The organism is Streptomyces sp. 147326 (genome assembly GCF_045000215.1).
Lineage (GTDB): Bacteria > Actinomycetota > Actinomycetes > Streptomycetales > Streptomycetaceae > Streptomyces.
The window spans coordinates 1436731-1459879 of record NZ_CP134201.1; the positions used below are offsets into that span (position 1 = coordinate 1436731).

The 23149-nt window shown below is 70.0% G+C and carries 17 protein-coding genes and 4 pseudogenes; 9 read left to right on the forward strand and 12 right to left on the reverse strand.

What is annotated here, in order from left to right:
• Positions 1-30 precede the first annotated feature (30 nt).
• The 4 genes from RIU97_RS06575 to RIU97_RS06590 form a co-directional block, all read right to left on the reverse strand.
• The gene (locus tag RIU97_RS06575; protein WP_404954081.1) at positions 31-2910 is read right to left on the reverse strand and encodes a protein kinase domain-containing protein; all 2880 of its coding nucleotides are present in this window, start codon (positions 2908-2910) and stop codon (positions 31-33) included.
• A gap of 139 nt (positions 2911-3049) precedes the next feature.
• Positions 3050-4198: an FHA domain-containing protein gene (locus RIU97_RS06580; protein WP_404954082.1), complete on the reverse strand. Its 1149-nt coding sequence runs from the start codon at positions 4196-4198 to the stop codon at positions 3050-3052.
• A gap of 257 nt (positions 4199-4455) precedes the next feature.
• Positions 4456-4635 (reverse strand): hypothetical protein, encoded by a 180-nt coding sequence (locus tag RIU97_RS06585; RefSeq protein ID WP_404954084.1) that lies wholly within the window; start codon positions 4633-4635, stop codon positions 4456-4458.
• Positions 4632-5813: an ATP-binding protein gene (locus RIU97_RS06590; RefSeq protein WP_404954086.1), complete on the reverse strand. Its 1182-nt coding sequence runs from the start codon at positions 5811-5813 to the stop codon at positions 4632-4634. Before RIU97_RS06590 ends, RIU97_RS06585 begins: the two co-directional genes overlap by 4 nt.
• Before the next feature lie 456 nt (positions 5814-6269).
• On the opposite strand from RIU97_RS06590, the pseudogene RIU97_RS06595 reads away from it, so the two are divergent.
• Both RIU97_RS06595 and RIU97_RS06600 read left to right on the forward strand, forming a co-directional pair.
• Positions 6270-6745 (forward strand): annotated as a pseudogene (locus tag RIU97_RS06595) (DUF4158 domain-containing protein); the annotation flags it as partial.
• A gap of 18 nt (positions 6746-6763) precedes the next feature.
• Positions 6764-7067, forward strand: a pseudogene (locus RIU97_RS06600) (Tn3 family transposase); the annotation flags it as partial.
• A 114-nt stretch (positions 7068-7181) separates the two neighbouring features.
• Here RIU97_RS06600 and RIU97_RS06605 read toward each other — a convergent pair.
• Complete coding sequence (locus RIU97_RS06605) at positions 7182-7874, reverse strand: TetR/AcrR family transcriptional regulator (protein WP_404954088.1); 693 nt, start codon at positions 7872-7874, stop codon at positions 7182-7184.
• 53 nt (positions 7875-7927) lie between these two features.
• On the opposite strand from RIU97_RS06605, the gene RIU97_RS06610 reads away from it, so the two are divergent.
• Entirely contained in the window at positions 7928-9046 is a 1119-nt protein-coding gene (locus RIU97_RS06610; RefSeq protein WP_404954090.1) for an FAD-dependent oxidoreductase, read from the forward strand.
• Positions 9047-9174: 128 nt separating this feature from the next.
• Here RIU97_RS06610 and RIU97_RS06615 read toward each other — a convergent pair.
• The 5 genes and pseudogenes from RIU97_RS06615 to RIU97_RS06635 all read right to left on the reverse strand — a co-directional run.
• Positions 9175-9541, reverse strand: a pseudogene (locus RIU97_RS06615) (site-specific integrase); the annotation flags it as partial.
• A 126-nt stretch (positions 9542-9667) separates the two neighbouring features.
• A complete protein-coding gene (locus RIU97_RS06620) occupies positions 9668-11503 on the reverse strand; it encodes a glycoside hydrolase family 15 protein (protein ID WP_404954092.1) in 1836 nt (611 codons plus the stop codon).
• A 550-nt stretch (positions 11504-12053) separates the two neighbouring features.
• Complete coding sequence (locus tag RIU97_RS06625) at positions 12054-12980, reverse strand: hypothetical protein (protein WP_404954094.1); 927 nt, start codon at positions 12978-12980, stop codon at positions 12054-12056.
• A 565-nt stretch (positions 12981-13545) separates the two neighbouring features.
• Positions 13546-14124, reverse strand: coding sequence for a low molecular weight phosphatase family protein (locus tag RIU97_RS06630; protein WP_404954096.1), 579 nt, complete (start codon positions 14122-14124; stop codon positions 13546-13548).
• Positions 14121-15572 (reverse strand): polysaccharide biosynthesis tyrosine autokinase, encoded by a 1452-nt coding sequence (locus RIU97_RS06635; RefSeq protein WP_404954098.1) that lies wholly within the window; start codon positions 15570-15572, stop codon positions 14121-14123. Before RIU97_RS06635 ends, RIU97_RS06630 begins: the two co-directional genes overlap by 4 nt.
• 558 nt (positions 15573-16130) lie before the next feature.
• On the opposite strand from RIU97_RS06635, the gene RIU97_RS06640 reads away from it, so the two are divergent.
• The 6 genes and pseudogenes from RIU97_RS06640 to RIU97_RS06665 all read left to right on the forward strand — a co-directional run bounded on the left by RIU97_RS06640 (position 16131) and on the right by RIU97_RS06665 (position 21089).
• Positions 16131-16484 (forward strand): hypothetical protein, encoded by a 354-nt coding sequence (locus tag RIU97_RS06640; protein WP_404954100.1) that lies wholly within the window; start codon positions 16131-16133, stop codon positions 16482-16484.
• Between the two features lie 154 nt (positions 16485-16638).
• Positions 16639-16824: pseudogene (locus RIU97_RS06645) on the forward strand (hypothetical protein); the annotation flags it as partial.
• A 266-nt stretch (positions 16825-17090) separates the two neighbouring features.
• Positions 17091-18209: a glycosyltransferase family 4 protein gene (locus RIU97_RS06650; protein WP_404954102.1), complete on the forward strand. Its 1119-nt coding sequence runs from the start codon at positions 17091-17093 to the stop codon at positions 18207-18209.
• 45 nt (positions 18210-18254) lie between these two features.
• Positions 18255-19142: an FkbM family methyltransferase gene (locus tag RIU97_RS06655; RefSeq protein WP_404954104.1), complete on the forward strand. Its 888-nt coding sequence runs from the start codon at positions 18255-18257 to the stop codon at positions 19140-19142.
• Positions 19143-19257: 115 nt separating this feature from the next.
• The gene (locus RIU97_RS06660) at positions 19258-20316 is read left to right on the forward strand and encodes an NAD-dependent epimerase/dehydratase family protein (protein WP_404954106.1); all 1059 of its coding nucleotides are present in this window, start codon (positions 19258-19260) and stop codon (positions 20314-20316) included.
• Complete coding sequence (locus tag RIU97_RS06665; protein WP_404954108.1) at positions 20313-21089, forward strand: FkbM family methyltransferase; 777 nt, start codon at positions 20313-20315, stop codon at positions 21087-21089. Before RIU97_RS06660 ends, RIU97_RS06665 begins: the two co-directional genes overlap by 4 nt.
• A gap of 44 nt (positions 21090-21133) precedes the next feature.
• Here RIU97_RS06665 and RIU97_RS06670 read toward each other — a convergent pair whose 3' ends face one another.
• Entirely contained in the window at positions 21134-22336 is a 1203-nt protein-coding gene (locus tag RIU97_RS06670; RefSeq protein WP_404954110.1) for a glycosyltransferase family 4 protein, read from the reverse strand.
• Positions 22337-23035 carry a class I SAM-dependent methyltransferase gene (locus RIU97_RS06675; protein ID WP_404954112.1) on the reverse strand — a complete coding sequence of 233 codons (699 nt, stop codon included), beginning with the start codon at positions 23033-23035 and terminating at the stop codon, positions 22337-22339.
• Positions 23036-23149 lie beyond the last annotated feature (114 nt).

A 23149-nucleotide genomic window follows, 5' to 3' on the forward strand; every position in this document is an offset into this window, starting at 1 on the left:
GGCCCCTGCTCTGCGACTACGAAGCCACGGTCATCCCTTCAACCGGCGCAGGCGTTCCGACCACCGGTGCCAGAGGACGGACCCCGGGTGTTCGGCCGTCACGCGGGCCACCTCCTTGGCCGCGCCCGCCACCCCGTTCTCCTCGGCCCAGCGGTACCAGTCGATGGCATTCCCGTACGCGCCGCGCTGCTCGTGGGCCCGGGCGCCCTCCAGGATGGCCGCGTTGTCGCCGGCCTTGCCGGCCTCCAGCAGCCAGGACAGCGCCGCCTGGACCTGCTCGCCGCTGCCCGCCTTCAGTTGGGCCCGGGCGATCTGCCGCATGGCCCGGGTGTTGCCTGCCTCCGCAGCCCGCTGCCGCCATGCGGACGAATTGGCGGTGTCCAGCCCCACCAGGGCGAGCATGGCCCCGACGTCGCCGCCCTCGGCAAGGTCGCGGTAGTGCTGCAGCGCCTGCCTGAGGTGCTGTTTGCGGTCGACGGAGCGGTTGGTCACGTCGCGCAACACGAGGTGCAGCCGGGCGATGTCCCTCTTGGCGGTACGGTCACCGAGTTGTTCGGCCCGAAGAAGGCACTGCAGGGCCTCCCACGGCCGGTCGCTCCGCTCGTGCTGCACCGCTGCGGCCCGCAGCGAGGCAGGATCCTGCTTCGCCCCCTCGTTCGGCGCGACGGGCTTCCGCGGGGTCGGTCCTGCGGCCGTCTTCGAGGCGGCCCCGGGTGCGGCCTTCTTCGGGGCGGACCCGGCTGCTGCCTTCTTCGGGGCGGCCCCGGGTGCGGCCTTCTTCGGGGCGGACCCGGCTGCTGCCTTCTTCGGGGCGGGCTCGACTGCGGCCTTCTTCGGCGTGGGCTTGGCCGGCACCGACTTCGGCGGGGTGGAACCGGCCGGACTGGTGCCGGCCAGCACCGCGCGGAGGCGTTCCGCTTCGAGGGCCGCCTTGGGGTGTCCCTTCTCGGCTGCGCGCTGGTACCACTTCAGCGCTTCCGGTGCCCGTACCGTCCGCTCCAGGATCTCCGCCGCGTCGATCATGGCGGCTTGGTGGCCCTTGGCGGCGGCCACGCGGAAGTGGGCCAGCGCGTCCGGAAGGTTGCCCTGCTGCTTCAGCGAACGCCCCACGCAGTGCATGGCGTCGGTGTTGCCGGCGGCTGCGGCCCGGCGGTACCAGTCGAGGGACTCGGCCTGCTTCTTCGGATCCCTGGCCAGCAGCTGGGCGGATATGACCATGGCGTGGACATGGCCGGCCTTGGCGGCGTTCCGGTACCAGGTAAGGGCCTTCTGTTCACGCTTCGCCCCCAGGTGCCAACTTGCCAGCGCCAGCATCGACTTCACCTGGCCATCGCGGGCGGTCGCCTCATGCTCGCGCATCAGCTGTGCCTCCGCGTCCTCCGCGACCTTCGCATCGTTCGCGTTGGAGGCCTCGGCGCGGGCCAGCGCGGCGCGGACGCGCGCCACCGCCTCGGGGGCCTTCTCGTGGTTGCGCCCCGCAGCCCTCTCGTACCACGCGAGGGCCTCCGCCAGCCCGCCGGACTCCTGCTCCAGCAGGCCTCCCAGCCGCATCGCCGAGTGGAGGTCCCCGCCCTCGGCCGCCCTGCGGTAAAGGGCCACGGCCTGGTCCCGCTGTCCGGGGAAGTGCTGCTCGATCAGCTGCGCCGCCTCCCTGGCACCGGTCGGGTTTCCGGCCTCGGCCGCTCGACGGAGCCAGGACAGCGCCTGCCGCCAGTCGCGGACAGAACGGCAGGCCGAGGCCACCTGGCGCATGGCCTCTGAGTTCCCGGCCTCGGCGGCGGCCCGGTACCGGGCGCCGGGCTCCCCGGCGTACGCGTTGCCGGCGGCGGCCTTCCGGGCGGTCGGGGGCTGGGTGGTCGCCTCGTGCAACGACACCTTGGGCGGCGCAGGCGGGAGATCGCGCTCACGGGCCGGTCGGACGGCTGACGAAGTGGACGGGGCGGCAGGAGGGCGTCCGGGGCCGGGGAGGGCCGGTGGTTCATGCTCGGGGCGCCGGTAGCGCATCGGTTCCGCAAGGTCCACCGCGAGGTCCGACAGCCCGGCGAGCGCACTGCGCAGCCCGGGCGGCAGCCACTCGTGCTCCTTCGGTGACGCGCTCGACGGCAGCAGGCGGGCGAGCTCCGCCGGCGTCGGCCGGTTCTGCGGCCTCGGTTCCAGGCAGGAGAGGACGATCTTCTCCGCGCCGGACGGCAGCCCGTCCAGCCGGCGGTGCCCATGCAGGATGTTCGCCTGGATCTGGGCCGCGGAGCCGGGCCCGAACGGGTGCCGGTTCAGCGCCGCGTAGGCCAGCACCATGCCGAGGGCGAAGACGTCGCTCGCCGGCCCGACCCGCTCGTCCCGGAGCTGTTCGGGCGAGGAGCAGGTGGCCGTGCGCGGGGCGGCCCCGGAGCCGGTCAGGGTGACGCCGTCGGCCGGGGAGAGGTTCCGGGCGATCCCGAAGTCGATGACGTACGGTCCGTCTCCGGCCAGCAGGATGTTCGCGAGCTTGAGGTCACGGTGCACCAGTTCCGCGGCGTGGATGCTCCGCAGGGCGTCGGCCAGACCGGTCGCCAGGACCCGCCACGTCCGCTGGGGCAGCGGGGCCCCGCAGTGGTCGAGCGCGTCCGCCAGGTCGACCCCGCGGATGTAGCGGGCTGCGATCCAGGGTTCGGCGGCATGCATGTCGGCGTCCACCACCTGGGCGGTGTAGGCGCTGTCGACCGCACGGGCCGCCTCGGCCTCGCGGGCGAACCGGCGGCGGAAGCGCTCCGGGTCACCCGCCAGGTGCTCGGGCCTGATCGTCTTGAGCGCCACCCCGCGGCCGAACTCGCTGCGGGCGAAGTACACGTTCCCCCAGCCGCCCCGGCCCAGCAGGGCGAACAGCCGGTACGGACCGATCGTCTCGGGATCGTCCTCACGCAGTGACTCCAACTTCACTCCCCCACCGGTCCACCGGCCGTCACGGCACCCCGCGGGGCGCGTACCGGGATCGACCCGCCGGCCCCGCAGGGCAGTTCGAACACTCGTACCGTCGTGCTGGGCGCGCCGCCGGACGGCTCGCGGGCCGCGCTCAGTCCGTGCTGGTCAGCTCGTCATTACCTCGCGCGCGCCCGGGCGGCCTCGCCCGTACGCCGTCTCCGCGTTCCCCGGGCCACCGCTGGCCACTGCGCCGGAGGACGACCCCGCGGACGAGCTCGATCTCGTCGTCGGGACCGAATCCCCGGAACAGTCGCTCCCTCGGCACGCCTTCGGAGCTCTCGTCGAGATGCGGAAGGGGCTGCCACGGCGTGGGTTCACGCCCAGGCCGCAGGGTGCGGATCCGGCTGCGCGCGGTGCTGGCGTCGAGGACTTTGAGGGCGCCCCGACGCGAGACGAGCACCAGATGGTGCCGACTGATCCTGCCCCGGCGGTCGTCCGGGAGATGGCGCTCCTCGATCGAGGCGAGGTGACCGCGCCCGAGGACGAACTCCCGGCTGTCGTCCTCGGTGAGGTTCTCCCAGGCCTGACAGACGCCGTCGACCACGATCTTGAGCTGCAGCCGGGGGCGGCGGGGTCCGAGGTCGGTCAGCAGCGTCCCGTGGGACCGGCAGACCACCTTGCCTGCTCGGAACGCCGGGCTGGGGTTGCAGGGCGTTCGCGGGCAGCGCCAGGAGCGTTCGAGCACTTCCGAGCGCGGGCGGCCCCGAAAGTCCAGCAGGTTGCGCGCCTTGAGGTCGTCGCGCTCACCCTCCTGGGAGATCACCCGGTCCGCGAACACCCGCATGTCCCGGAGGACCAGCCGGACCGAGCCGTCGGCACGGCGCCGCGGCTCGAGGAAGTGCTCGCGGTCGCCCTGGATCCACGGGTGCCCTCCCCGGTGCCCGCGGAAGTAGTCGTGGCTGATGACCCTGGTGCCGAGGACCTTCGCATGGTCGAGCAGGTCCGGGTCCGCCTTGGCGATCACGGCGATCAGGCCGCGGTCCCGCCACGCGCGCAGGAGCGCGACCTCGGCGGGGGCGGGGAAGTCCGCATCGGACCGAGGGCCCAGCAGGTTGTCGTCGGCGATCGCGTGGACGGTTACTTCCCCGTCCCCGGTCCACTCCCGCAGCGCCGCCAGGACCAGCCGCAGTCGTTCGAGCGAGCTCGGAGTTCCGCCGCCGAGCTCCCTGTCGCGGACCACGTTCGAGAGGTCGATCAGGTAGTCGGCCTGGGCAGCCTCGCCCCGTAACTGACGTTCCATACGGCGGAACGCCGCCAGATCGCTCGCCACGCCTCTCCCGCCCACTCTCCGACGCCACGGTGACAGGAACAGAGGCTATCGGCATCCGGCGCCCCGCACTCCGCCGTCCGCACGATTCCCGTGCTCCGGGGCTCGTTCAGGAGCATCGAGCTGCCGTGCGCCCTCATCCCCCAGGGCCACCGTGCGATCCGCGCCGGCAGGCCACCGGCCGCCGGCCGCTGCTCAGAGCAGCGCCTCCGGCCTGATGGGCAGGTCCGTCAGGAGTTTGCCGGTGGCGTCGAAGACGTGACCGTGCCCTCCAGCAGGGCCATGGGCCCGCTTGGGCCGACCACGCGGCCCAGGTCGTGGGCCGCGAACATCCGGCGGATCCGGACGAGCCCGAGGAGCAGCATCACCGTGCCGCCGACGCCGACGCCGACGCCGACGCCGACGATCACCGTGATGGTGAGGCGATGAGGATGTGGCGGATGATGGACGCGGCTTCCTTCTGGTTGTGGTCCAGCCAGTCGGTGAGGTGTTCGCGGACGACCTCCTGGACGTAGGCGTTCGCTTCGGGATTGCCGAGCCTGGTCTTGGTGGGGCCCTCGAAGACGGGATGGGCGAGCTTTACGGAGACGACCGCGGTCAGGCCCTCGTGGACGGCCCCGGCCGTGATGTCCTCGCCGTCCGCAGACAGCTGCCCCTGCCGGCGCGCGCAGTCGTTGACGAGGTCCGTGAGCGCGGTGCGGAAGCCCTCTTCGTGGGTGCCGCCCTCGCGGGTGCGGGTGCTGTTCGCGAAGGAGTGGAGCTCTCCCGGGGACCAGGTGTTCCACTGCATGGCGACCTGCACGAGGATCGTCCGGCTCTCGTTCTCCGACTCGAATGCGATGGCGGGAGAGTGGAGGAGACTCGCAGGGTAGGGGTTGAGCCGGGCGACGAAGGCCCGGAGGCCGTCCGCGTGGTGGTAGCGAACCGGCCGCTCGGGACGCTCGTCGGTGAGCGAGACGGCCAAGCCACCGTTGAGGAAGGCCAGTTCCTGGAAACGCTCCGACAGCGTGGTGAACGAGTACCGGCTGGTCTCGAAGATGTCGGCGTCGGGCAGGAACGCGATCGTGGTGCCGTGCTCGCTCGTCTCCTCGTTCCTCGTCAAGGGGGTGACCGGGACGCCCCTCTCGTACTCCTGGGTCCAGCGGTGGCCGTCGCGGTGGACCTCGACCGTGAGACGGCTCGACAGCGCGTTGACCACGCACAGGCCCAGGCCGCTGAGGCCGCCGGAGATCCCGTAGCCGGTGTGGGGCTTGGAGCCGAAGGACAGTTCCGTCAGTTCGCGTTCGACGGCGGACTTGCCGGTGGGCTCCTCCGCCTCGACGGGCAGGCCTCGCCCGTTGTCCGCGACGCGGATGCCGCCCTCCGCGGTGATCGTGACGTCGATGGCGTCGGCGTGGCCGGCCAGGTGCTCGTCGACGGCGTACGAGACGACCTCGTACACCATGTGGTGCAGGCCGCGTTCGCCGGTCGAGCCGATGTACATGCCGGGGCGCCTGCGGACCCCCTCGCGGCCTTCGAGTACCTGGATGTGCGCGCCGGCGTACTCGTTCACGTTCGCGGGCTGACTGGGATTGCCGGACTCGGTCATGAAGCACCCTCCCTGGGCCGTCCTGAGCACGTTTGCGGGCGGGGGTGGCCGAAGGAGCCTACGCTGCTTCCACGCCGTCGCCCGTGCGTGCCCATCCTAGGTATTTGACGGTAAACACGCAGGTCAAACCATGTGCGGCAAGGTCTCAGGTGACCGCGTCCACGGCTTTGCCGAGGCCGCCGCTCCGGGAGCCCGCCGCAGGGAGCGGAGCAGCACGAAGGCCCCGCCGAAGGCGCCCGAGGGGGCGTTCTCGGCGAAGCCCGAGGGCCTTTGCCATCGAATTTTCCGGCATGGCACTCCTACAGCCCCAACCGCTCGGTCCGTTGCCGCGGAAGGCTTCGTCCCGGCTCTGCCAGGATGACCTCGTGTGCGAGCAAGAATGGGAGGCCGTGTCGGAGTCGGAGAGGGCCTTCCTGATCACCCCGCGCACCTGAGACCACTTTGACCTGGACAGGGAAACGGCGGTCCCACAATCGCCTGGGCTTTGCGGCCCAGTTCACGCCCGTGCGGTATCTCTGGGTGTTCCCGGACGACCCGACCGACGTGCCGGCTGAAGTCGTCGAATACCTCGCCGAGCAGCTCGCGTCGAGGACTCCTCGGTGCTGAAGGCGTACGGGGAGCGGGAGAACACCCGTCTGGTCCATGTGCGTGAGCTGCGGCGGGTGCTGGAGTACACGGAGTTCGGCGAGGCGGAAGCCGAGTTGCGGGTGTGGGCGGACGCGCCGGCCTGGACGACCGGGGAGGGCCCGAAGGCTTTGTTCGACGCGGCGGTGGGGTGGCTGCGCGAGCGGCGGGTGCTGCTGCCCGGCGCGCGGGTGTCGGAGCTGGGCCGGCTGCGGCGCAGCCCGGTACGGATCTCCGGCCCTCAGACGAAGTGGGCGCTTCAGCGGGCGGAGGAGATCGACGGCTTCGGGACGGGTGAGCTGGCGGTCTACCTGACGTCTCGGCGCCACGGCCGCTCCGGGCAGCTCTCCCAGCGCTACCTTGGACGGCATGGAGGACCAGATCGGCGCGCTCGGCCTGGTCCTCAACGCCGTCGTCCTCTTCCACACCCGCTGCATGGACGCCGCGGTCAACCAGCTGCGCGCGGACGGCTTCGACGTCCGCGACGAGGACCTCGCCCGTCTCTCGCCGTTTGTACGGCAGCACATCGACATGCTCGGCCGGTACTCCTTCAGCGGGCGCAGGGCGCTGACGACCCGCTCCCTGCCGAAGATGGGAGCGTCCTCGCACCCGGCGGGCGGGACCAGGTAGGGGCCCGCCCACTTGATGGCAGCACCAACGTGATGAAGTGGTGGTGGTGGCGCGAGCCCGCACGGCCCGTGGACACCGACCCTGGCCTCGCTCACATTCGGCAGGGGCTGAGCGTCACGTCGGCGGTCGGGTGAGTTTGGTGGCCACGGCGTCGAGGACCCAGTCCAGGCCGGTTGCGAAGGATGTCTCGGCGTCCACGTCCGTGCCCTCGTACACGGCCTTGGCCAGCGCCGGGAAGCGGCCGGTGGCCAGTATTCTCGTCACATGCGGGCCGTGGGCGCGCTGCCATTCGTGCTTGGACAGGCCCGTGGCGTGCTCGGCCCGCAGGTTCGCGATCTCGCGCCTGATCGCGCCGATGAAGTAGGCGCTGACAGTCTCCACGGCGCGCATGACGGTGTCGACATCGGCGAGGCCGTCGAAGGCGGCCAGCGTGGCCTCGGTCACGGCGAGGCCGTTCGGACCCAGGGCCGGGCGACCGCCGAGCAGGTCGGCCAGCCATTCGTGACGGAGAGCGGCCTGCCTGGTGCGATGGGCAAGGATGCGCAGCGCCTCCCGCCAGTCACCGGGCTGTCCCTCGGGGAGGATCTCGGCCTGGACCTCGTCCACCATGAGGTCGAACAGCTCCTCCTTGGTGGAGATGTACCGGTACAGCCGCATCGGGCCGGCGTCCAGGCGGGCCGCGACCTTGCGCACCGACACCGCCTCCAGCCCGCCCTCGTCGGCCAGTGCGATGGCGGCGGCGACAATCCGCTCCCGGTCGAGCGGCACGGGGCGAGTCGGCGGTTCCGGCCGGTCCCAGACAGTCATGCCCACACCGTACCGTTGCGCTGCACCGTATACGAGCAATACGGTGTATCGGCATGAGACACCGCATCGCAGTGGTCGGGAGCGGTCCTGCCGGCCTCACCTTCGCCCGCGTCCTGCACCGTCATGGTCACCCGGTCACCGTCCTCGAACGCGATCCCGCCCGGGACGCCCGCCCCCCGGGCGGCACCCTGGACCTGCACGAAGGGCTGGGCCAGCTCGCGCTGGACAAGGCGGGGCTGCTGGCGGAGTTCCAGGTGCTGTCCCGTCCCGAGGGCCAGGCCATGCGCATCCTGGACACGGAGGGGGCCGTCCTGCGCGACTGGCAACCCCGTCCATATGACCGGGCCAATCCCGAGATCGACCGCGGGCAACTCCGTGACCTGCTGCTCGGCCCTCTCGACGTCCAGTGGGGTCGGGGCGTGACGCAGGTGGTGCCGGGGACCCGGGACGGCGTGCTGGTCCATTTCGCGGACGGGCGACAGGAGACGTTCGACCTCGTGGTCGGCGCGGACGGCGCCTGGTCCCGGATCCGCCCGGCAGTCTCGTCGGTGACGCCGCACTACACCGGCGTCACCTTGGTCGAGACCTGCCTCGACGACGTCGACACCCGCCACCCCGACCTCGCCCGGTTGATCGGCGACGGTTCCGTAGCTGTGTACGGCGTGAACCGCGCGCTCGTCGCCCAGCGCAACGGCGGCGGCCACGTCAAGCTGTACGCCCAGTTCCGCGCACCGCTGGACTGGCACACGAACCTGGACCTGGCTGACGTCGAGGCCGTGCGATCGAGCCTGCTGGCTCTGTTCGACAGCTGGACCGCTCCCGTCCTCGACCTCCTCCGCCACGGCACCGCTTTCGTCCACCGCCCCCTCTACGTCCTGCCCGTGTCCCACACCTGGACCCACGTCCCCGGGGTGACGCTACTGGGCGACGCCGCCCACCTGATGCCCCCGTTGGGGGCGGGCGCGAATCTCGCGATGCTGGAAGGCGCCGAACTCGCCGAGTCCATCGCCACCGGCCCTGAAGATCTGGACGAGGCCGTTCGCGCCTTCGAGGAACAGATGTGGGCACGGGCCAGCAGGTGGGCGAAGATCACGACGGCCGGTCTGGAGCGCCTCGTGAGCCCGGACCCCGCCGAAGCCCTCGCCCTCTTCGACCAAGTCCAGCCATCCTGACTGCCAAGCGCGAGAGCACCAGCACCAACAGCTCGCCATGGCTTCACGGGACAGCACGGCACCGCGCAGTTGCGTCGGCGGTCGCCCGGCGCGAGCAGGCCGCTGACTTCGGCGATCACCTCCGGCTCGCCGCCGAGGGCCGTGTGCTCGTCCAGCAGCATCCGGGCCTGCCCGTACGGGAGGCGGGCGAGCCCGGTGTCCGGGCAGATGTCGCTCGGGCCGATGACCCTTCCGGGGCCGGGCTTGCGGTGGGTGACGAACACCGGTCCGCGCGTACGGCCCTTGAGCAGGCGGGGCAGCAGCCGGGCGGTGCCCGCGTCCCAGTAGACCGTCTCCGGTACGAAGTCCTCGCGGACGGCGCCGCGGCGACGCGTACGAGGACGAGCGCCCTTGGCCTTCACCGGCGCCAGGCGCCCGGCGCCCGGCGAGGTCGAGCTCCTCGATGTTGACGCCCAGAATCTCCTCGGCGCGGGCGACGGTTTCGCAGAGCATCCGTGGGGCGATATCTGCGGGACGACTTCAGACCGGTCCTGCGTCCGACGACCCGTCAGCCGCCCACCAGGGCCGACAGATCCTCAGCGCCGGTTTTCGTTCCGATGTTCCTCAACCCACGATGCTGCGTCAGCCCAGCGCGCGGTCGAGGTTGAAGGCGGCGCTGATCAGCGACAGGTGGGTGAAGGCCTGGGGGAAGTTGCCCAGCTGTTCGCCCGTCGGGCCGATCTCCTCCGCGAACAGACCGAGGTGGTTGGCGTAGGTGAGCATCTTCTCGAAGGCGAGCCTGGCTTCCTCCAGCCGGCCTGCGCGGGCCAGCGCCTCCACGTACCAGAAGGAGCAGATCGAGAAGGTGCCCTCGGGGCCGTGCAGGCCGTCCGGGCTGGCGGTCGGGTCGTAGCGGTAAACCAGCGAGTCGGAGACCAGGTCCGTGGTGAGGGCGTCCAGGGTGGAGAGCCACTTGGGGTCGGTGGGCGAGATGAACTTGGCCATCGGCATCATCAGCAGCGAGGCGTCCAGCACGTGGTCGTCCAGCCCCTGGACGAACGCCCCTCGCTCGGCCGACCAGCCGCGTCGCATGATCTGCCGGTAGATCGCGTCCCGGGACTCCCGCCAGCGGGGCAGGTCCGCCGGCAGACCGCGGCGGTTCGCCGTGCGCATCGCGCGTTCCAGCGCCACCCAGCACATCAGCCGCGAGTACACGAAGTTCCGCCGGCCCGCCCTGGTCTCCCACACCCCCTCGTCGGGCTGGTCCCAGTGTTCGCACAGCCAGTCCACCACGGCACCGACCTCGTCCCAGCGGTCACTGCTGATCGGCTGCCCCCACTTGTCGTAGAGGTAGATCGAGTCGATCAGCGCGCCGTAGATGTCCAGCTGGAGCTGGCCGGTGGCGGCGTTGCCCACCCGGACCGGTGCGGAGCCGAGGTATCCCTCCAGGTGCGGAAGCTCGTATTCGGGCAGCTCGGTGCGCCCGTCGATGCCGTACATGATCTGCAGCGGACCGGTCTCCCCCCTGCCGCGCAGGAGGCCCCGCTCGGAGATGAACCCCATGAACGCCTCGGCCTCCGAGGTGAACCCCAGGCGCAGCATCGCGTAGACGCAGAAGGCGGCGTCGCGGACCCAGACATAGCGGTAGTCCCAGTTGCGTTCGCCGCCGATCTGCTCGGGCAGGCTGGTGGTCGGTGCGGCGACGATCGCACCGGTCGGCGCGTAGGTGAGCAGCTTCAGCACCAGCGCGGAGCGGTTCACCATCTCCCGCCACCGCCCGTGGTAGCGCGAACCGGCCAGCCAGTGCCGCCAGAACCGGACGGTCGCGTCGGCCTGCTCCTGCGCCTCGGCGCGCGGGCACGACCGGGGCGGGGCGTCGTCGCCGATCTGGTCGAGGGCGAACACGTTGGACTCGCCCTCGAGGAGCTTGAAGTGCGACCACACGTCCAGGCCGTCGCTTTCCAGGGGTGCGGTGGCGGTCAGCGCGAGCGTCAGTGACGGGGAGCGGAACACCGCCGTGTGGCCTTCGAGGTGTGTGGTGTGCGCTTCGGTGCCGTAGCCGAAGCGGGGGGCGATGCGTGCCCTGAACGGGAGGGTTCCGCGGACGCAGATCACCCGTCGGATCAGCCGGTGCCGGGCCGCCTCGCGCGACTCGTCGACCACGGGCATGAAGTCCTGGATCTCCGCCACGCCGTCCGCGGCGAAGAACCGCGTGATCAGCACGTTCGTGTCGGGGAAGTAGAACTGTCTGGTGCGGGTCGGGACCTCGGCGGCCAACTCGAACGACCCGCCCCGGTCGGCGTCGAGGATGGACCCGAAGACGCTGGGCGCATCGAAGCGGGGGCAGCAGTACCAGTCGATGGTGCCGTTCGTACCGACCAGGGCCGCCGTACGAAGATCGCCGATCAGGCCGTGCTCGGAGATCGGGGTGTAACGGCCGCCGTCCGCCTGCTCGAAACCAGTCGTATCGAACGCCATACCGGCCTCCCTGCCGCTGTGGCCGGGCCTGGAGATGAAGGCTTCCTCTCCATGCTAGACCGCTGCCCTTGCTCCGAGGGCACTGCTGAGCGGAGGGCACTGCTGAGCGCCTGCACCAACGGCTCGGCGCCGGCGCCCCGCCTTCGAGGGACCCTGACGGTCTCGCGCAGGGAGTGGAGCGGGAGGGAGCGGACCGGCCGCGTGGGCCGCGACCACGGCGAGTGCGGGTCGGGCACGATCCGTGAAGCGCTCGGCCTCCACCGGGACGGCGCCACCTGCGCGAGAGCGTGCTCTACGTCCGCTGCGCACTCTCCGCGGCGGCGACAACTCGACCGGCTCCACCGGCTCCGAGTAGACCAACACGCGTGCAGACGCCCGGCGTGGCTGCGACCACCAGGCCGGCGGACGCACGAAAGGCCGCCCTCTCGTGGATGGGAGAACGGCCTCCGACCTGCGTTTCCGCACAGTCGGGACGACAGGATTTGAACCTGCGACCCCTTGACCCCCAGATCGATGGGTCGGAGGAAAAATCCTGACATACAGCACAATCTCAGGGCGCGCAGCGTGCACATCCGTACATGCTGTGCGCCCATCGACATAGGCGCTGGTCCCCAACTGGTCCCCAAAGGGCACCACATGACCCTCGGGCTTGCCAGCCGCTGCAGACGGCCACCAGGGGGAAAGCGGCTCGGGAAGCGGTGTGTCCCCGCTTCCGTTCGGCTCGGCGCCGCAGGTCGCGAATGACCTCATACCAACGCCAGGAGCCGTCCCAGTCGCAGTCCTCGTGCCTGCCGGGCTCCCAGTCCACAAGCTCGTCCAGCTGCTTGATCAGGGCGACAGGTACACGGTGTGTACGCTCGTCGTCGAGCCGCCCTGCGATGTCGTGCAGCCGGTGAGCAGCACGGTAGTGGGACAGCTGGGTGTCGGTGAGCCGGCGTACGGCGTAGCCGCCACACTTGCTGCACCAGTCCCAGTCGTCACGGGCCAGCAGGTCGGCCAGGGTCAGGAGGTCGTCGCTCGTCGCGAGGCCTCGATCCCGTGTATGCCGGCACAGGGGTGAGTGCCCCTTGCCTTCGAACTTGGGATCCGAGTTCGTGGCGTAGATCTGCGCCTGACCCAAGACACCCAGCGGAAGGTCGCTACCGCTGCGCCAGCGGTCGGCGCTGGGCGGCCGGAACGGTGAGAGTTCAAAGGCAGCAGGCGCCAGCAGGCCCTCCCACACCGCAAGGGGCAGCATGCCGGAGCGGCCGGTGTCGAGGCTCCGCAAGTCGGAAACACCACGTGCCATGGCGAGCAGACGCAGATTGCGTTCTTTGTCATGCTCCCGACACGTCCGCCGGGCAACTTCCTTCGCCCCGGCTGCAAGGCCCAGGTCAGCACCAAAGTGGCCACCCTGCCGCGCACCGCCGTGGCCCGAGGACGGGTCATCGTCAGCCTCTGGCGCGGGGACGACCTCCTTGATCCACGGGTTGATCACGCTCTCGGGGAGGTCCTTGACCTCGTCGAGAGGCAGAACCTCGGCTCCCCGCTCGTCGAGAAGACGATGTAGAGCTGGTCGGCAGCGTACGAGGAGTTCCGCAGCGCACGGAGGTGAGCGGGGGTAACGGGCTGGCGGTCGAAGACAGCGGTGTGGTCGAAAACCCCGGGCCGGACAGAGTCCGGCTGCCCTTGGCCCGCTTCAGTAGTCACAGCTTCGGAACCGCCCGGCTCGCACGCGAGGCTGCCCGAGGGGTCCCGGAGTCTGTCGGCGACGAGGGCCGGAACTCTCAGCGTCAGCGTGCGCCGACCCCGGTCGGCGGTCACGGTCCACGTCACCACCACGCCAAGGACTCACCGATCGAGGCCGTCCAGGACGCCGGGCGCACCTCCGCACGAAGGCTCCTCCGCGGCCTCCGGCAAGCGCGCCGTGACCCACACCGTCGGTGTCGAATCTGTCGCCGCAGCGCCGGCGCAGGCTTCGTCCTCCCAGGACTGGATCAGGCGGGCGGCTCCTTCCAGAGCTTCCGCGTGCCCCTTCTTGTGGGGCCTCAGGCACCCTCGATTCAGACGCTCGCCCCGCCGCCCAGCAGCCGGGCGAGCGTGCTCACCGCCCCGTCGATCTCGCGGGCGCACTCGTACAGCACAGGGTGCGGCCTCCCCCACGGGTCTGCGACGTCGTCCTCGACTGGCGGGACCGGGGCGGCGGCACCCCGACGGCCGGCCGCGGCCGCCACGACCATGTCGAAACCGTCCACGTCCCGCGGGCCTTCCCGGCCCGCTCCCCCGCCCCGCACTCCTCCCGCGGCGAGACGCACGAACTCCTTCAAAGTGAAGCAGCGCCGCATCGCCGACGGCGCAAGCCGCACGGCCGCCTCCCTGTGCTCGATGGCGAGCCCGAGGACCAGCGCCGCTCCCACGACGAGCTGCGCGGTGAGCGGGCGGGCCGCGAAGCCGGAGCCGTCACCTCCCCGCTTCTCCAGCACCGCCCTGGTGGAGCTCTCCATGCCGGGCCGGGGCCACGCCTCTGTGCCAGCGCTCTCCGGCCGCACGGCCGAGCCGGGCGGTAGCTTCGCGGCCAGCAGCCGCTCGGCAAGCACCGAGCGGTGCACGTTGCCCGTGCAGACGAACAGGACACAGGTCATTTCTCGCCCGCGAGATGCGCCGCCGCAGCGGCCTCCCTCCGGCGTTCCGCCCCGCGGGGAGCGGGCAGCTCGCCGTACGACCCGTAGGCGCCGTAGCGGTCGCCCCTGGGGACCGGAGCCATGTTGAAGACGGTGCCGAGGACGCGGACACCCACACGGTCCAGCGATTCCGCAGCAGTGCGGACTTGTTCCCGGCTGGTCTTGGCGGCGCGGACGACGAGCAGTGCGCCATGGGCGAGCGGAGCGAGTCCGACGGTGTCGGCGACGGGCAGCAGCGGCGCGCTGTCGACGATCACGACCTCGTAGGTGTCCGCCAGGTCGCGCAGCACCGCTTCCATCCGCGCCGAGGCGAGCAGCACCGTGGGATTCGGTGGTACGGCGCCACTGGCAAGCACCGAGAGTCCGCCGCCGACTTGCTGCATCACGTCCTCGATGCGGGCCTGTCCAATGAGCACCGTGGTCAGACCGGCGTCCTGGACGAGACCGAAGGTCGAGGCCACACTCGGACGGCGCAGGTCGCCGTCCACGAGACAGGTGGAGACACCTGCCTCGGCGAGCGAGAGGGCAAGATTCACCGCGGTGCTGGTCTTGCCCTCACCGGGCGCCGAACTCGTCACTACGATGATCCGGGGCGGGTCGTCGACCTGCGAGAACTGCAGGTTGGTGCGCAGCTTGCGGAAGGCTTCGACGCGGTTGGATTGCCCATCGGCGCTGACGAGCGGTTGCCTGGAGGCGTTCCTGTCGTACGGGATGGTGCCGAGACCCGGCAGCGCGGTGAACTCGCCCAACGCCTCGCTCGTCTTGAGCGTGGTGTCGAGGTTCTCGCGCAGGGCAACGAGTCCGGCACCGAGCAGGAGGCCGCCGAGCACTCCTGCGGCCAGGTTCAGCAGCGGGCGGGGCGAGACCGGACCGACGGGGGCGACGGCCTCCTGGGTAACGCCCAGGGAGACGGGCGAGGCGCCGTCGCCCGTACGGCTGTTTCGGGACCGCTCCGAGTCGGGCGCGTACTTGGGCGCCTCCAGTCGCTCGACGACCGCGCTGAACCGCTGCGCCACGGCGTTGGCGATGCGCGCCGCACGCTTGGGCTCGGTGTCCCGGACGGTGATGTCGATGAGCACGGTATTGAGCGGGGCGACGGCGGTGATCCGGGACGCCAGTTCCTCCGGGGTGGTGCGCAGCCGCAGCTCCTTCACCACGGGCCGGGTCACCTGACGGGTGGTCACGATCGCGGCGTACGACTGCACGCGCGCCTGCGAGAAGCTCTGCCCCTGGTTCAGTTGGGCGGTGTCCTCACCGGTGCGGGTGGCGACGAAGAGCTGGGTCCTCGCCTCGTAGACGGGTGTGCTCAAGCTCGTCGCGGCGAGCGCCGCCCCGATCGCGAGAACCAGACAGACCACGACGGTCGGCCAGCGTCTGGCAAGAGCCTTCAGGAATCCGTGGAGATCCAAGCTGCACCCCTCATGGGACCGAGGGAACCACCCAAAATGGAATGTTGTGTTCCCTATGTATGCAGCTGACGATAGGGACTCGCGCGTTTCAACGGGGGGAGACACCCCCATGCCGGCCAGTCGAACGACCCTGGCGTCACGCCGTCCGGCCACCCCGTGGGAGTGGCAGCGTGGGCCATCGGAGAGCGGACACTGCACCATCCGGTGACTTCTGGGCAACACACCGCCAGTCAACGCCCTAATGTCCCCTTTCCTCATATATCCACGTATCTGGATCTTGATGACGGCCGACGCTGCAGCCTGGCCCAGATTGAAGTCGAGGAGAGTGAGAAGATGACGACATCACCCAGATGGCGGGTTTGTCTGGCATCGGCAGCATCGGCTGTCGTGCTCGTCGTCGCACCCCTGGTGGGGGCGCAGACCGCCCATGCGCAGTACCCGCCGCCACCGTACCCGCCGTCACCCCCATGCCTCACCCTGGGCGCCAGTACGGCAACGGCCGGAGGTACCGTGAACTTCAGGGCTACGGGGTTCGCCCCCCGGCAGCCTGTCACGGCGTTGCTGGCATCGGACCCGATCGTCCTCGGCCGGTACCGGGCCGACGCCAGCGGGACGACGCATGCGACCGTGACCATCCCGAAGAGGGTCCGCGCCGGCTGGCACACCTTCAAGGTCACCGCGCGCAATCCCGACCTCACCTGCTCCGCTCGGATCAAGGTGTGGGCCGCGGGCGGTCGGCCAGATCACGGACACGGAGACGACAGAGACGACGGACAGAACGAACACAACCGACCGGAGCGCCCCGACCACGGCCCGGACCTCGCGGACACCGGCAGTGAGAACCTCGCAGCCGGGGTGATTGCGGCCGGCGGGGGAACGATGCTGGCCGTGCGCCGTCGCCGCAGTGCATGACGGAGCACGACATCAGCACGGCGGTACACGGCGTCCCGGCCCCGGCCGAAACGCCTTCCGCATGCGCAGGCCCGGCCGCTCCCGCGAGGGGGCACCGGGCCGCCGTCGCGTGCTCAGGAACACACTGCTAGCCCGGCCTGGAGACGCACACCGGGTCATGCTGACCGACTCGGTCAACGGCAAGAAGGCTGCATCCGAAAGCGTCACCGTCGCGGGCGGCAAGGCCGAGGACTCCATCCAGGTCGTGGGCGTCGCCCAGCTGCTCCTCGACTCCGTCAGGACGCCGATCGACCCGGTGGGCGAAGCGGAGACAAAGAGCGAGCCGGAGCCGGTGAAGTAACCGGCGTTCGTACACCGCCGAGGGGCCGGGGTCGCGCACTGCGACCCCGCCCCCTCGCCTGTGCGTACCTGCTACCCGAGCCTGCGCCGCGTGGCCCCTCGCTGGTCCTTTCCGGTGAGGATCGGCGAGGCGGACGGCAGGCAGCACGCTGTGCCGCGATCCTTCGGTGATATTCGATGCGCGCCAGGTCGCGGGCAGCCGTCGGCAGCGACGACGGCAACGGTGGTCACGTGACGAGCCGACACGCGAGGTGGAGTAACACGACTATGCACATCGTGCGGGTGAGCTACCGGGTCCCCCCAATGCCGGGGGGAATGGAACGCCATGTCGAATATCTGACGCGTCATCAGGTGAGCGCCGGAAACCGGGTGACGATGTCGTTCCGGCACGGGGCGACGGTACCGGTCGGAGCCACGCGACTGCCGCTGCGAAGGATCCCCCGGTCCCGGATGCTCGGGCCGGTGTCCGACCGGCTCGCTTTCGCGGCGGAAACCGCTGCGGCGATCAAGGACCTCTGCGCCGTCCGACGCAACGTGGACCTGGTGCATCTCCACGGCGACCACATCGAGGCCGCCGCGCTGGGTCCCGTGTGCCGGCGCCTGGGAATTCCGCTCTTCCTGACGGTGCATGCGGCACTCACCGACCGGCATCAGTGGCTCGCACGGCACGCTTTCCGGCAGGTGAGGGCCTTCATCGCCCTGGGGTCGGCGACCGCTGCCGACCTCGCGGCGCGCGGCGTGGACCGGGAACGCATCCTCACCATGTCCAGCGGACTGGAGTTGTCCGCCATGCCGTCGCCCGCCGATGCTGTGGCCCGTGAGCCCGGCCTGATCGTCAGCGTCGGCGCGCTGAACCCGATGAAGAACCACCATCTGCTCATCGAGGCGTTCCACGAACTGGCACGCAGTCGGCCGGGCATGCGTCTGGTGATCGCAGGAGAAGGCCCGGAGCGGGACCGCCTCGACCGACTCGCAGCGGCAGGTCCGGGAGTCGAACTGGTCGGTCCGCTGCACCGGCAGAAGGTCTACGAGCTGGTCCGGCGAGCCGAAGTGTTCGTCCTCGCGTCACGCAGACTCTCCGGGAAGGGTGAAGGCGTGCCCACGGCGGCGCTGGAGGCGCTCGCGCTCGGCACGCCCGTCGTGGTCTCCTCGGACGCCTCGCTCGATCCGGTGGTCACCGACCGGGAGGCCTATCGGGTCTTCCCATCAGGCTCGAAGGCGGACCTGGTGCATGGTCTGAGAACCGTGCTCGACGACGAACCGGGCCGCAACCGGATGAGTGAGCTCGGGGTACGTGCGGCCGCGGAGCTGGACTGGTCCCGGGTCGCACAGCGCGTCGAGAAGTGGTACCGAACGGCGCCGGAACAGCTGCACTCCTTCGCATGACGGGCGCTGAAAGGGAGCAAACGAATGCCGACGACAATTCATGGCATGGCCAAAATGGTCTGGGAACATCCCGCCAACCGTGGGCGGCGGGCTCAGGCCTTCGCCGCCATGGCGGGATGGCAAGCCTGGAAGAGGGTGATCGGGCGGCCACGGGACTTGTCCGTATACGACGGTATGTCGTTCCGCGCCTATCCTGACAGCACGCAGCCGGGTCGTTTCGTCTATTTCGGCGGCCTTCCGGATTACGAAGAAATGACTTTCATGAAGCGGTATCTCCGGCCTGGAGACGGGTTTATCGACGGCGGCGCCAACGAAGGAATGTTCACCTTGCTCGCCGCCCAGCTCGTGGGGCCGAGCGGAGCCGTACACGCCTTCGAGGCCGTGCCCGCGTTTGCGAAACGGCTGCAGGACAACGTCGGCGTGAATTCCCTGCCTTGTGTGACGGTCCATGAAATGGCGATCGGAGCCGAGCAGGGCACTGTGTCGTTCGTTGTGCGGGGCTCTGGTTCACGCATCCGGACCGAGGCCGACAGCGACAGCGACAGCGCCGTGCAGGTGAGGCTCGGCCGGCTCGACGACACCCTGCCCGAACGCTCCTTCGCGATGGGCAAGCTCGACGTCGAAGGCACGGAACACCTGGCTCTCCGTGGTGCAGACCGACTCATCGCCCGGGGCGAGCCGGCGGTGTGGATGCTCGAACTCGTCGACAAGTTCCTCCACCGCTTCGGCTCCACGGCCCGTGAGGTCCGTCGGTGGCTCGATGACCACGATTACGACATGGTGCTCTACGACCCGGACCGCAACCGGCTCGTACCCGCGCCGGATCAGCTCTCCGCGGGGCCCGATGTACTGGCTGTGTGCCGCCGCCGACGGCCGGAGGTGGAAGCGCGGCTCGCCGCTGCGGTCATGCTGCGGTCTGACGCGGAAATATAAGAACCGAATCCGGCATTCACTTCACTCCACCCTGCCGAACATCACGAAAATTCCCGAGAATGTCTGAACCGGAAATGGCGCCCAGGGCAGTAAAAAGAGGGTGTCTAATTCACTGGTGACGGCCCGCAACTGCCCGGCGCAGTGCGAGTTGCGCCGACGGAAGGGAATCGTGATGAGTGCGGCTCATTGCATCGAACGCGCTGTTGTGACCGGGGCGGCGGGCTTCATCGGCTCCCATGTCGTAGAGGCCCTGCTGCAACGCGGGGTCACCGTTCTCGGCGTCGACCGGCGCTCGCCCCGTGACAACGCCTTGGCGGCGGAGAACCTCGAGGGCGTCATGGGACACCCAGGTTTCCGCCTGGTCCAGGGCGACCTCGTGACCGACGAGCTCAAGCCCTGGGTCCACGCCGCGGACGCCGTGTTTCACCTCGCGGCCATTCCGGGCGTCCGGCCGTCGTGGGGGGACAGCTTCGGCGAGTACCTCGCGTGCAACGTACTGGCGACGCAGCGGTTGATGCACGCATGCCAGTCCTCGGGTGTCCGCCGCCTCGTCCTCGCCTCGTCATCCAGCGTCTACGGGGACGCCGTCGGCAGGGGCCCCCTGCGCGAGGAGGACGCCACCGCTCCTCTGTCACCGTACGGGGTGACCAAGCTCGCGGCCGAACGTCTTGCTCTTGCCTACGCGCTCGCCCCGGCAAGCCCCACGAGCGTGGTCGCGCTGCGCTATTTCACGGTGTACGGCCCCCGCCAGCGGCCGGACATGGCTATCGGCCGGATGTTGCGCGGAATCCTCACGGGAGAGCCGCTGCAGCTTTACGGGGACGGCCACCAGCGCCGGGACTTCACCTTCGTCACGGACGCCGCGGCAGCCACGGTCGCTGCAGCGACCGCAGATGCGACCGCGGAGGCGGTCAACGTGGGCGGAGGCGACAGCGTTTCGGTGCTCGATGTGCTGAGGAGGATCGCCGACATCACCGGGGCGGAGGTTCCGGTGCGCGACGACACCCACCAGCCGGGCGATGTGCAGGTGACCGAAGCGGATCTCACGAAGGCGCGTGAGCTGCTCGGTTACGTCCCCTCGATCACGTTGACCGAGGGGATCGAGCGCCAGTGGAAATGGCTGTCCACCCGTTCCCGTGGCCCTCTCCACGACGCTGCTGCCGTGACGGCGTGACACGGAGAGCGGTGGGCGGCATGCGCGTCTTCCTTGATGTCGGCGGACACTACGGCGAGTCCCTCGATGTAGCCCTCGACCCCCGCTGGGGCTTCGAGAAGATCTACTCGTTCGAGCCGGCGGAACCCTGCCGGCGCATTCTCCGGGGGTTCCGCGACTCCCGGGTGCACATCGTGCCGGCCGGCCTGTCCAGCAGGACGGGGCAGGCTACCTTGTTCGGGGCGGGTCTGCTCGGAGCGAGTGTGTATGCCGACAAGGGCGAGTTGGGCGACGCGCACGTCCGGGCGGAGACCATCTCCCTGCTGCGCGCCACGGACTGGCTGCGGGCGAACACGTCGGACGACGACGAGATCTACCTCAAGCTCAACTGCGAAGGCAGTGAGTGCGACGTACTCGAGGACCTCCTGGACAGCGGCGTGATCAGCCGGCTGCGGAGCATCTACGTCGACTTCGACGTCCGCAAGATTCCCAGTCAGGCCCATCGGCACGCAATCGTGGAGGACAGACTGCGACACCACGGCCAGAGGTTCGTCACGCCCGATTCCCTGAAGAGTCACGGAGGCGGCGCCGCGGTGCGGGAGTGGCTCGTCCTGGTGAGCCCGCACTCGCCCGCCGCGGCGAGCACGGTGCGCTACCGTCTCGGACTCCACCGCCCGCCCTACATCTGGGCCACGCACGCCGCGCGGGCCGCGCTGCCGCGACCCGTCTACGCGCTCGCAGCGCGCCGCTTCGGCGCCCAGGCCCGGCAACGGACCGGAGCCGACCGCGGCTGATCCGGCCGGGGGGCGCCGCCGCGCATGTGGCCGGCGGCGCACCCTCACAGCAGCGCGTGGAGCATCGCGGCCACGCGCTCGGGGGAGAATTCAGTCTGCGCCCGGTGCCGCAACCGCAGCCCCAGCTCGCAGCGGTCGGAGTACGACATGATCATCACAGACCGGACATGGGTGGCCAGCGCATCCAGGTCGCCGACGGGCGCCACAAGCGGATAGTCGGCTCCCACCACGTCGGCGGACCCGCCTGCGTCAGTCGTCACCACAGGTGTGCCGCAGGCCATCGCCTCCAGCAGAACCCGCGGGAAGCCTTCCTCATAACTGGGCATGAGAACGCAGTCCGCCGCCGCGTACAGCTCGGGCAGTTCGCGGTTGGGGACCGCGCCCAGCAGCACCATCCGCCCGCCCAGCTCGGGGTCGGCCGCCTCCCGTGTCAGAAGGGGCCGGTCCGGACCGTCTCCGGCGATGACAAGCCGGACACGCGCACCGGAGCCCGGGCCTTCGGCGGCATAGCCGACCGCCTTGAGCAGCGGCGTGAGAAGGCGGGTCCCTCTCCGGAACGACAGTCGGTGGACGAAGAGCAGGACGAATTCGTCCTCGGCCCAACCGAACCTCGCTCGCACCTCGTTGCGTTCCTCTGAGGGCAGAGGAACGAACCGCTCGGCATCGACATCGTTGTAGAGCAGCCGCATCCTGTGCGGCGGCACGCCCCACAGCCCGGCCATGAGAGGGACCATGGTCTCGGGGCCGGTCACCAGGCAATGCACCGATCGCGCCGTCAACTGGTTGACGGCGCGCTGGACCCTTTCCCGCACCGTCGTGCGCTGCCCCGGTTCCCGCAGATTGGCGAGGCCGCTGCGCCACAGCAGGATGCGGTGGCGGTACACCGGGTAGGTCAGGATCAGAACGATCACGAAGAGGGTGGAGTAGCGCAGGAAGTAGGTCCGGTAGCCGGCTCGGGACAGGCGGTGGACCGTGAGGACGGTGCCCAGCATCCGGCCGATCCGGTTTCGGCCGGGTACGCGCATCAGGAGACGGACCCCGGCGAGTTGTGCCGGAGGATTGCCGCGCTCCACAGCGGCCGCGACGTCGACACGCTGTCCCAGAGCCGCCAGCAACGCCGGGATGTGCGCGAAGTGTTCGGACTCGTCTTCAGACAGGTGGGGCACCACATAGACGAGCCGCGGGCGCGAACCGGGCTGGGCGGAGTCCGGTTCGCTGTGTGTCCTGCCCTGCATCACGTCGGCCATCTATCCCACCTGCTGCGAGAGTTGTGCAGCGCGCCGCTGCGGAACGCCCGGCAACCGCACCGCGCCCGTGATCTTTCTGGAGTCGAAGAGGAAGACCGGGCGTTGACGGCGGCGCCCGCAGAAGTCCAGGAAGGCCCTGCTGCAGTTGACGTCGTCGCTGGCGAAGACGCCGTTCTGGGTCATCCTGGGCCAGGCCTGCCCGTACTCGAACATCTGCGGAAGATACAGATGGTCGCTGTCGTGGAAGAACAAATCGATGGACCCCACGCGCTCCAGCGCCCGGCTGAAGCCTGCCGCGGGGTCCTTCGGGTCGAGGATCTCCAGCTGCCACTGCGGGTGTTCGCCGACCAGCCGACCTGCGGTGTGGTTGACGTCGAAGCTGTGCAGCACCCCTGAGCCATTGCGCTCGAGTGCGGCGAGGATCAGCCATGAGGATCGGCCGTCGGCCACACCGGTCTCCACCACTGACTGAGGCTTGAGCAGCCGGCTCAGTCCGTACAGCACCGCGCTGGTCTCCGCCTCCACCCCGTGAGTCCGGGGGTAGCAGAGCGCCGTGTCGGCGTAGCGGGTGGTCAGTTCTTCGGTAACCTCCTGGTGCTCGCCCAGGACGCGCTCGATCACTGTCGCTTCCCAGCCCAGTTCCCGCAGAAATCCCGCCGCCGATGTGGTCAGCTTCCCTCCGGAGCGGGTGAAGTCCATGACGCTCGGCGCCGTGTACCGCCGGATGCCGGCTCCGAGCGTACGCATGGCGACGTACCCGCCCAGCACTGACGCCACAGGCCTCATTCCAGAGTGCCTGACCCAACGGCGAAC

Coding starts and splice junctions, on each gene's coding strand:
- RIU97_RS06580 (WP_404954082.1), bottom strand. CDS start 4,198: ATGGAACGTCAGTTACGGGGCGAGGCTGCCCAGGCCGACTACCTGATC.
- RIU97_RS06590 (WP_404954086.1), bottom strand. CDS start 5,813: ATGACCGAGTCCGGCAATCCCAGTCAGCCCGCGAACGTGAACGAGTAC.
- RIU97_RS06605 (WP_404954088.1), bottom strand. CDS start 7,874: ATGACTGTCTGGGACCGGCCGGAACCGCCGACTCGCCCCGTGCCGCTC.
- RIU97_RS06610 (WP_404954090.1), top strand. CDS start 7,928: ATGAGACACCGCATCGCAGTGGTCGGGAGCGGTCCTGCCGGCCTCACC.
- RIU97_RS06620 (WP_404954092.1), bottom strand. CDS start 11,503: ATGGCGTTCGATACGACTGGTTTCGAGCAGGCGGACGGCGGCCGTTAC.
- RIU97_RS06630 (WP_404954096.1), bottom strand. CDS start 14,124: ATGACCTGTGTCCTGTTCGTCTGCACGGGCAACGTGCACCGCTCGGTG.
- RIU97_RS06650 (WP_404954102.1), top strand. CDS start 17,091: ATGCACATCGTGCGGGTGAGCTACCGGGTCCCCCCAATGCCGGGGGGA.
- RIU97_RS06655 (WP_404954104.1), top strand. CDS start 18,255: ATGGCCAAAATGGTCTGGGAACATCCCGCCAACCGTGGGCGGCGGGCT.
- RIU97_RS06670 (WP_404954110.1), bottom strand. CDS start 22,336: ATGGCCGACGTGATGCAGGGCAGGACACACAGCGAACCGGACTCCGCC.
- RIU97_RS06675 (WP_404954112.1), bottom strand. CDS start 23,035: ATGGACTTCACCCGCTCCGGAGGGAAGCTGACCACATCGGCGGCGGGA.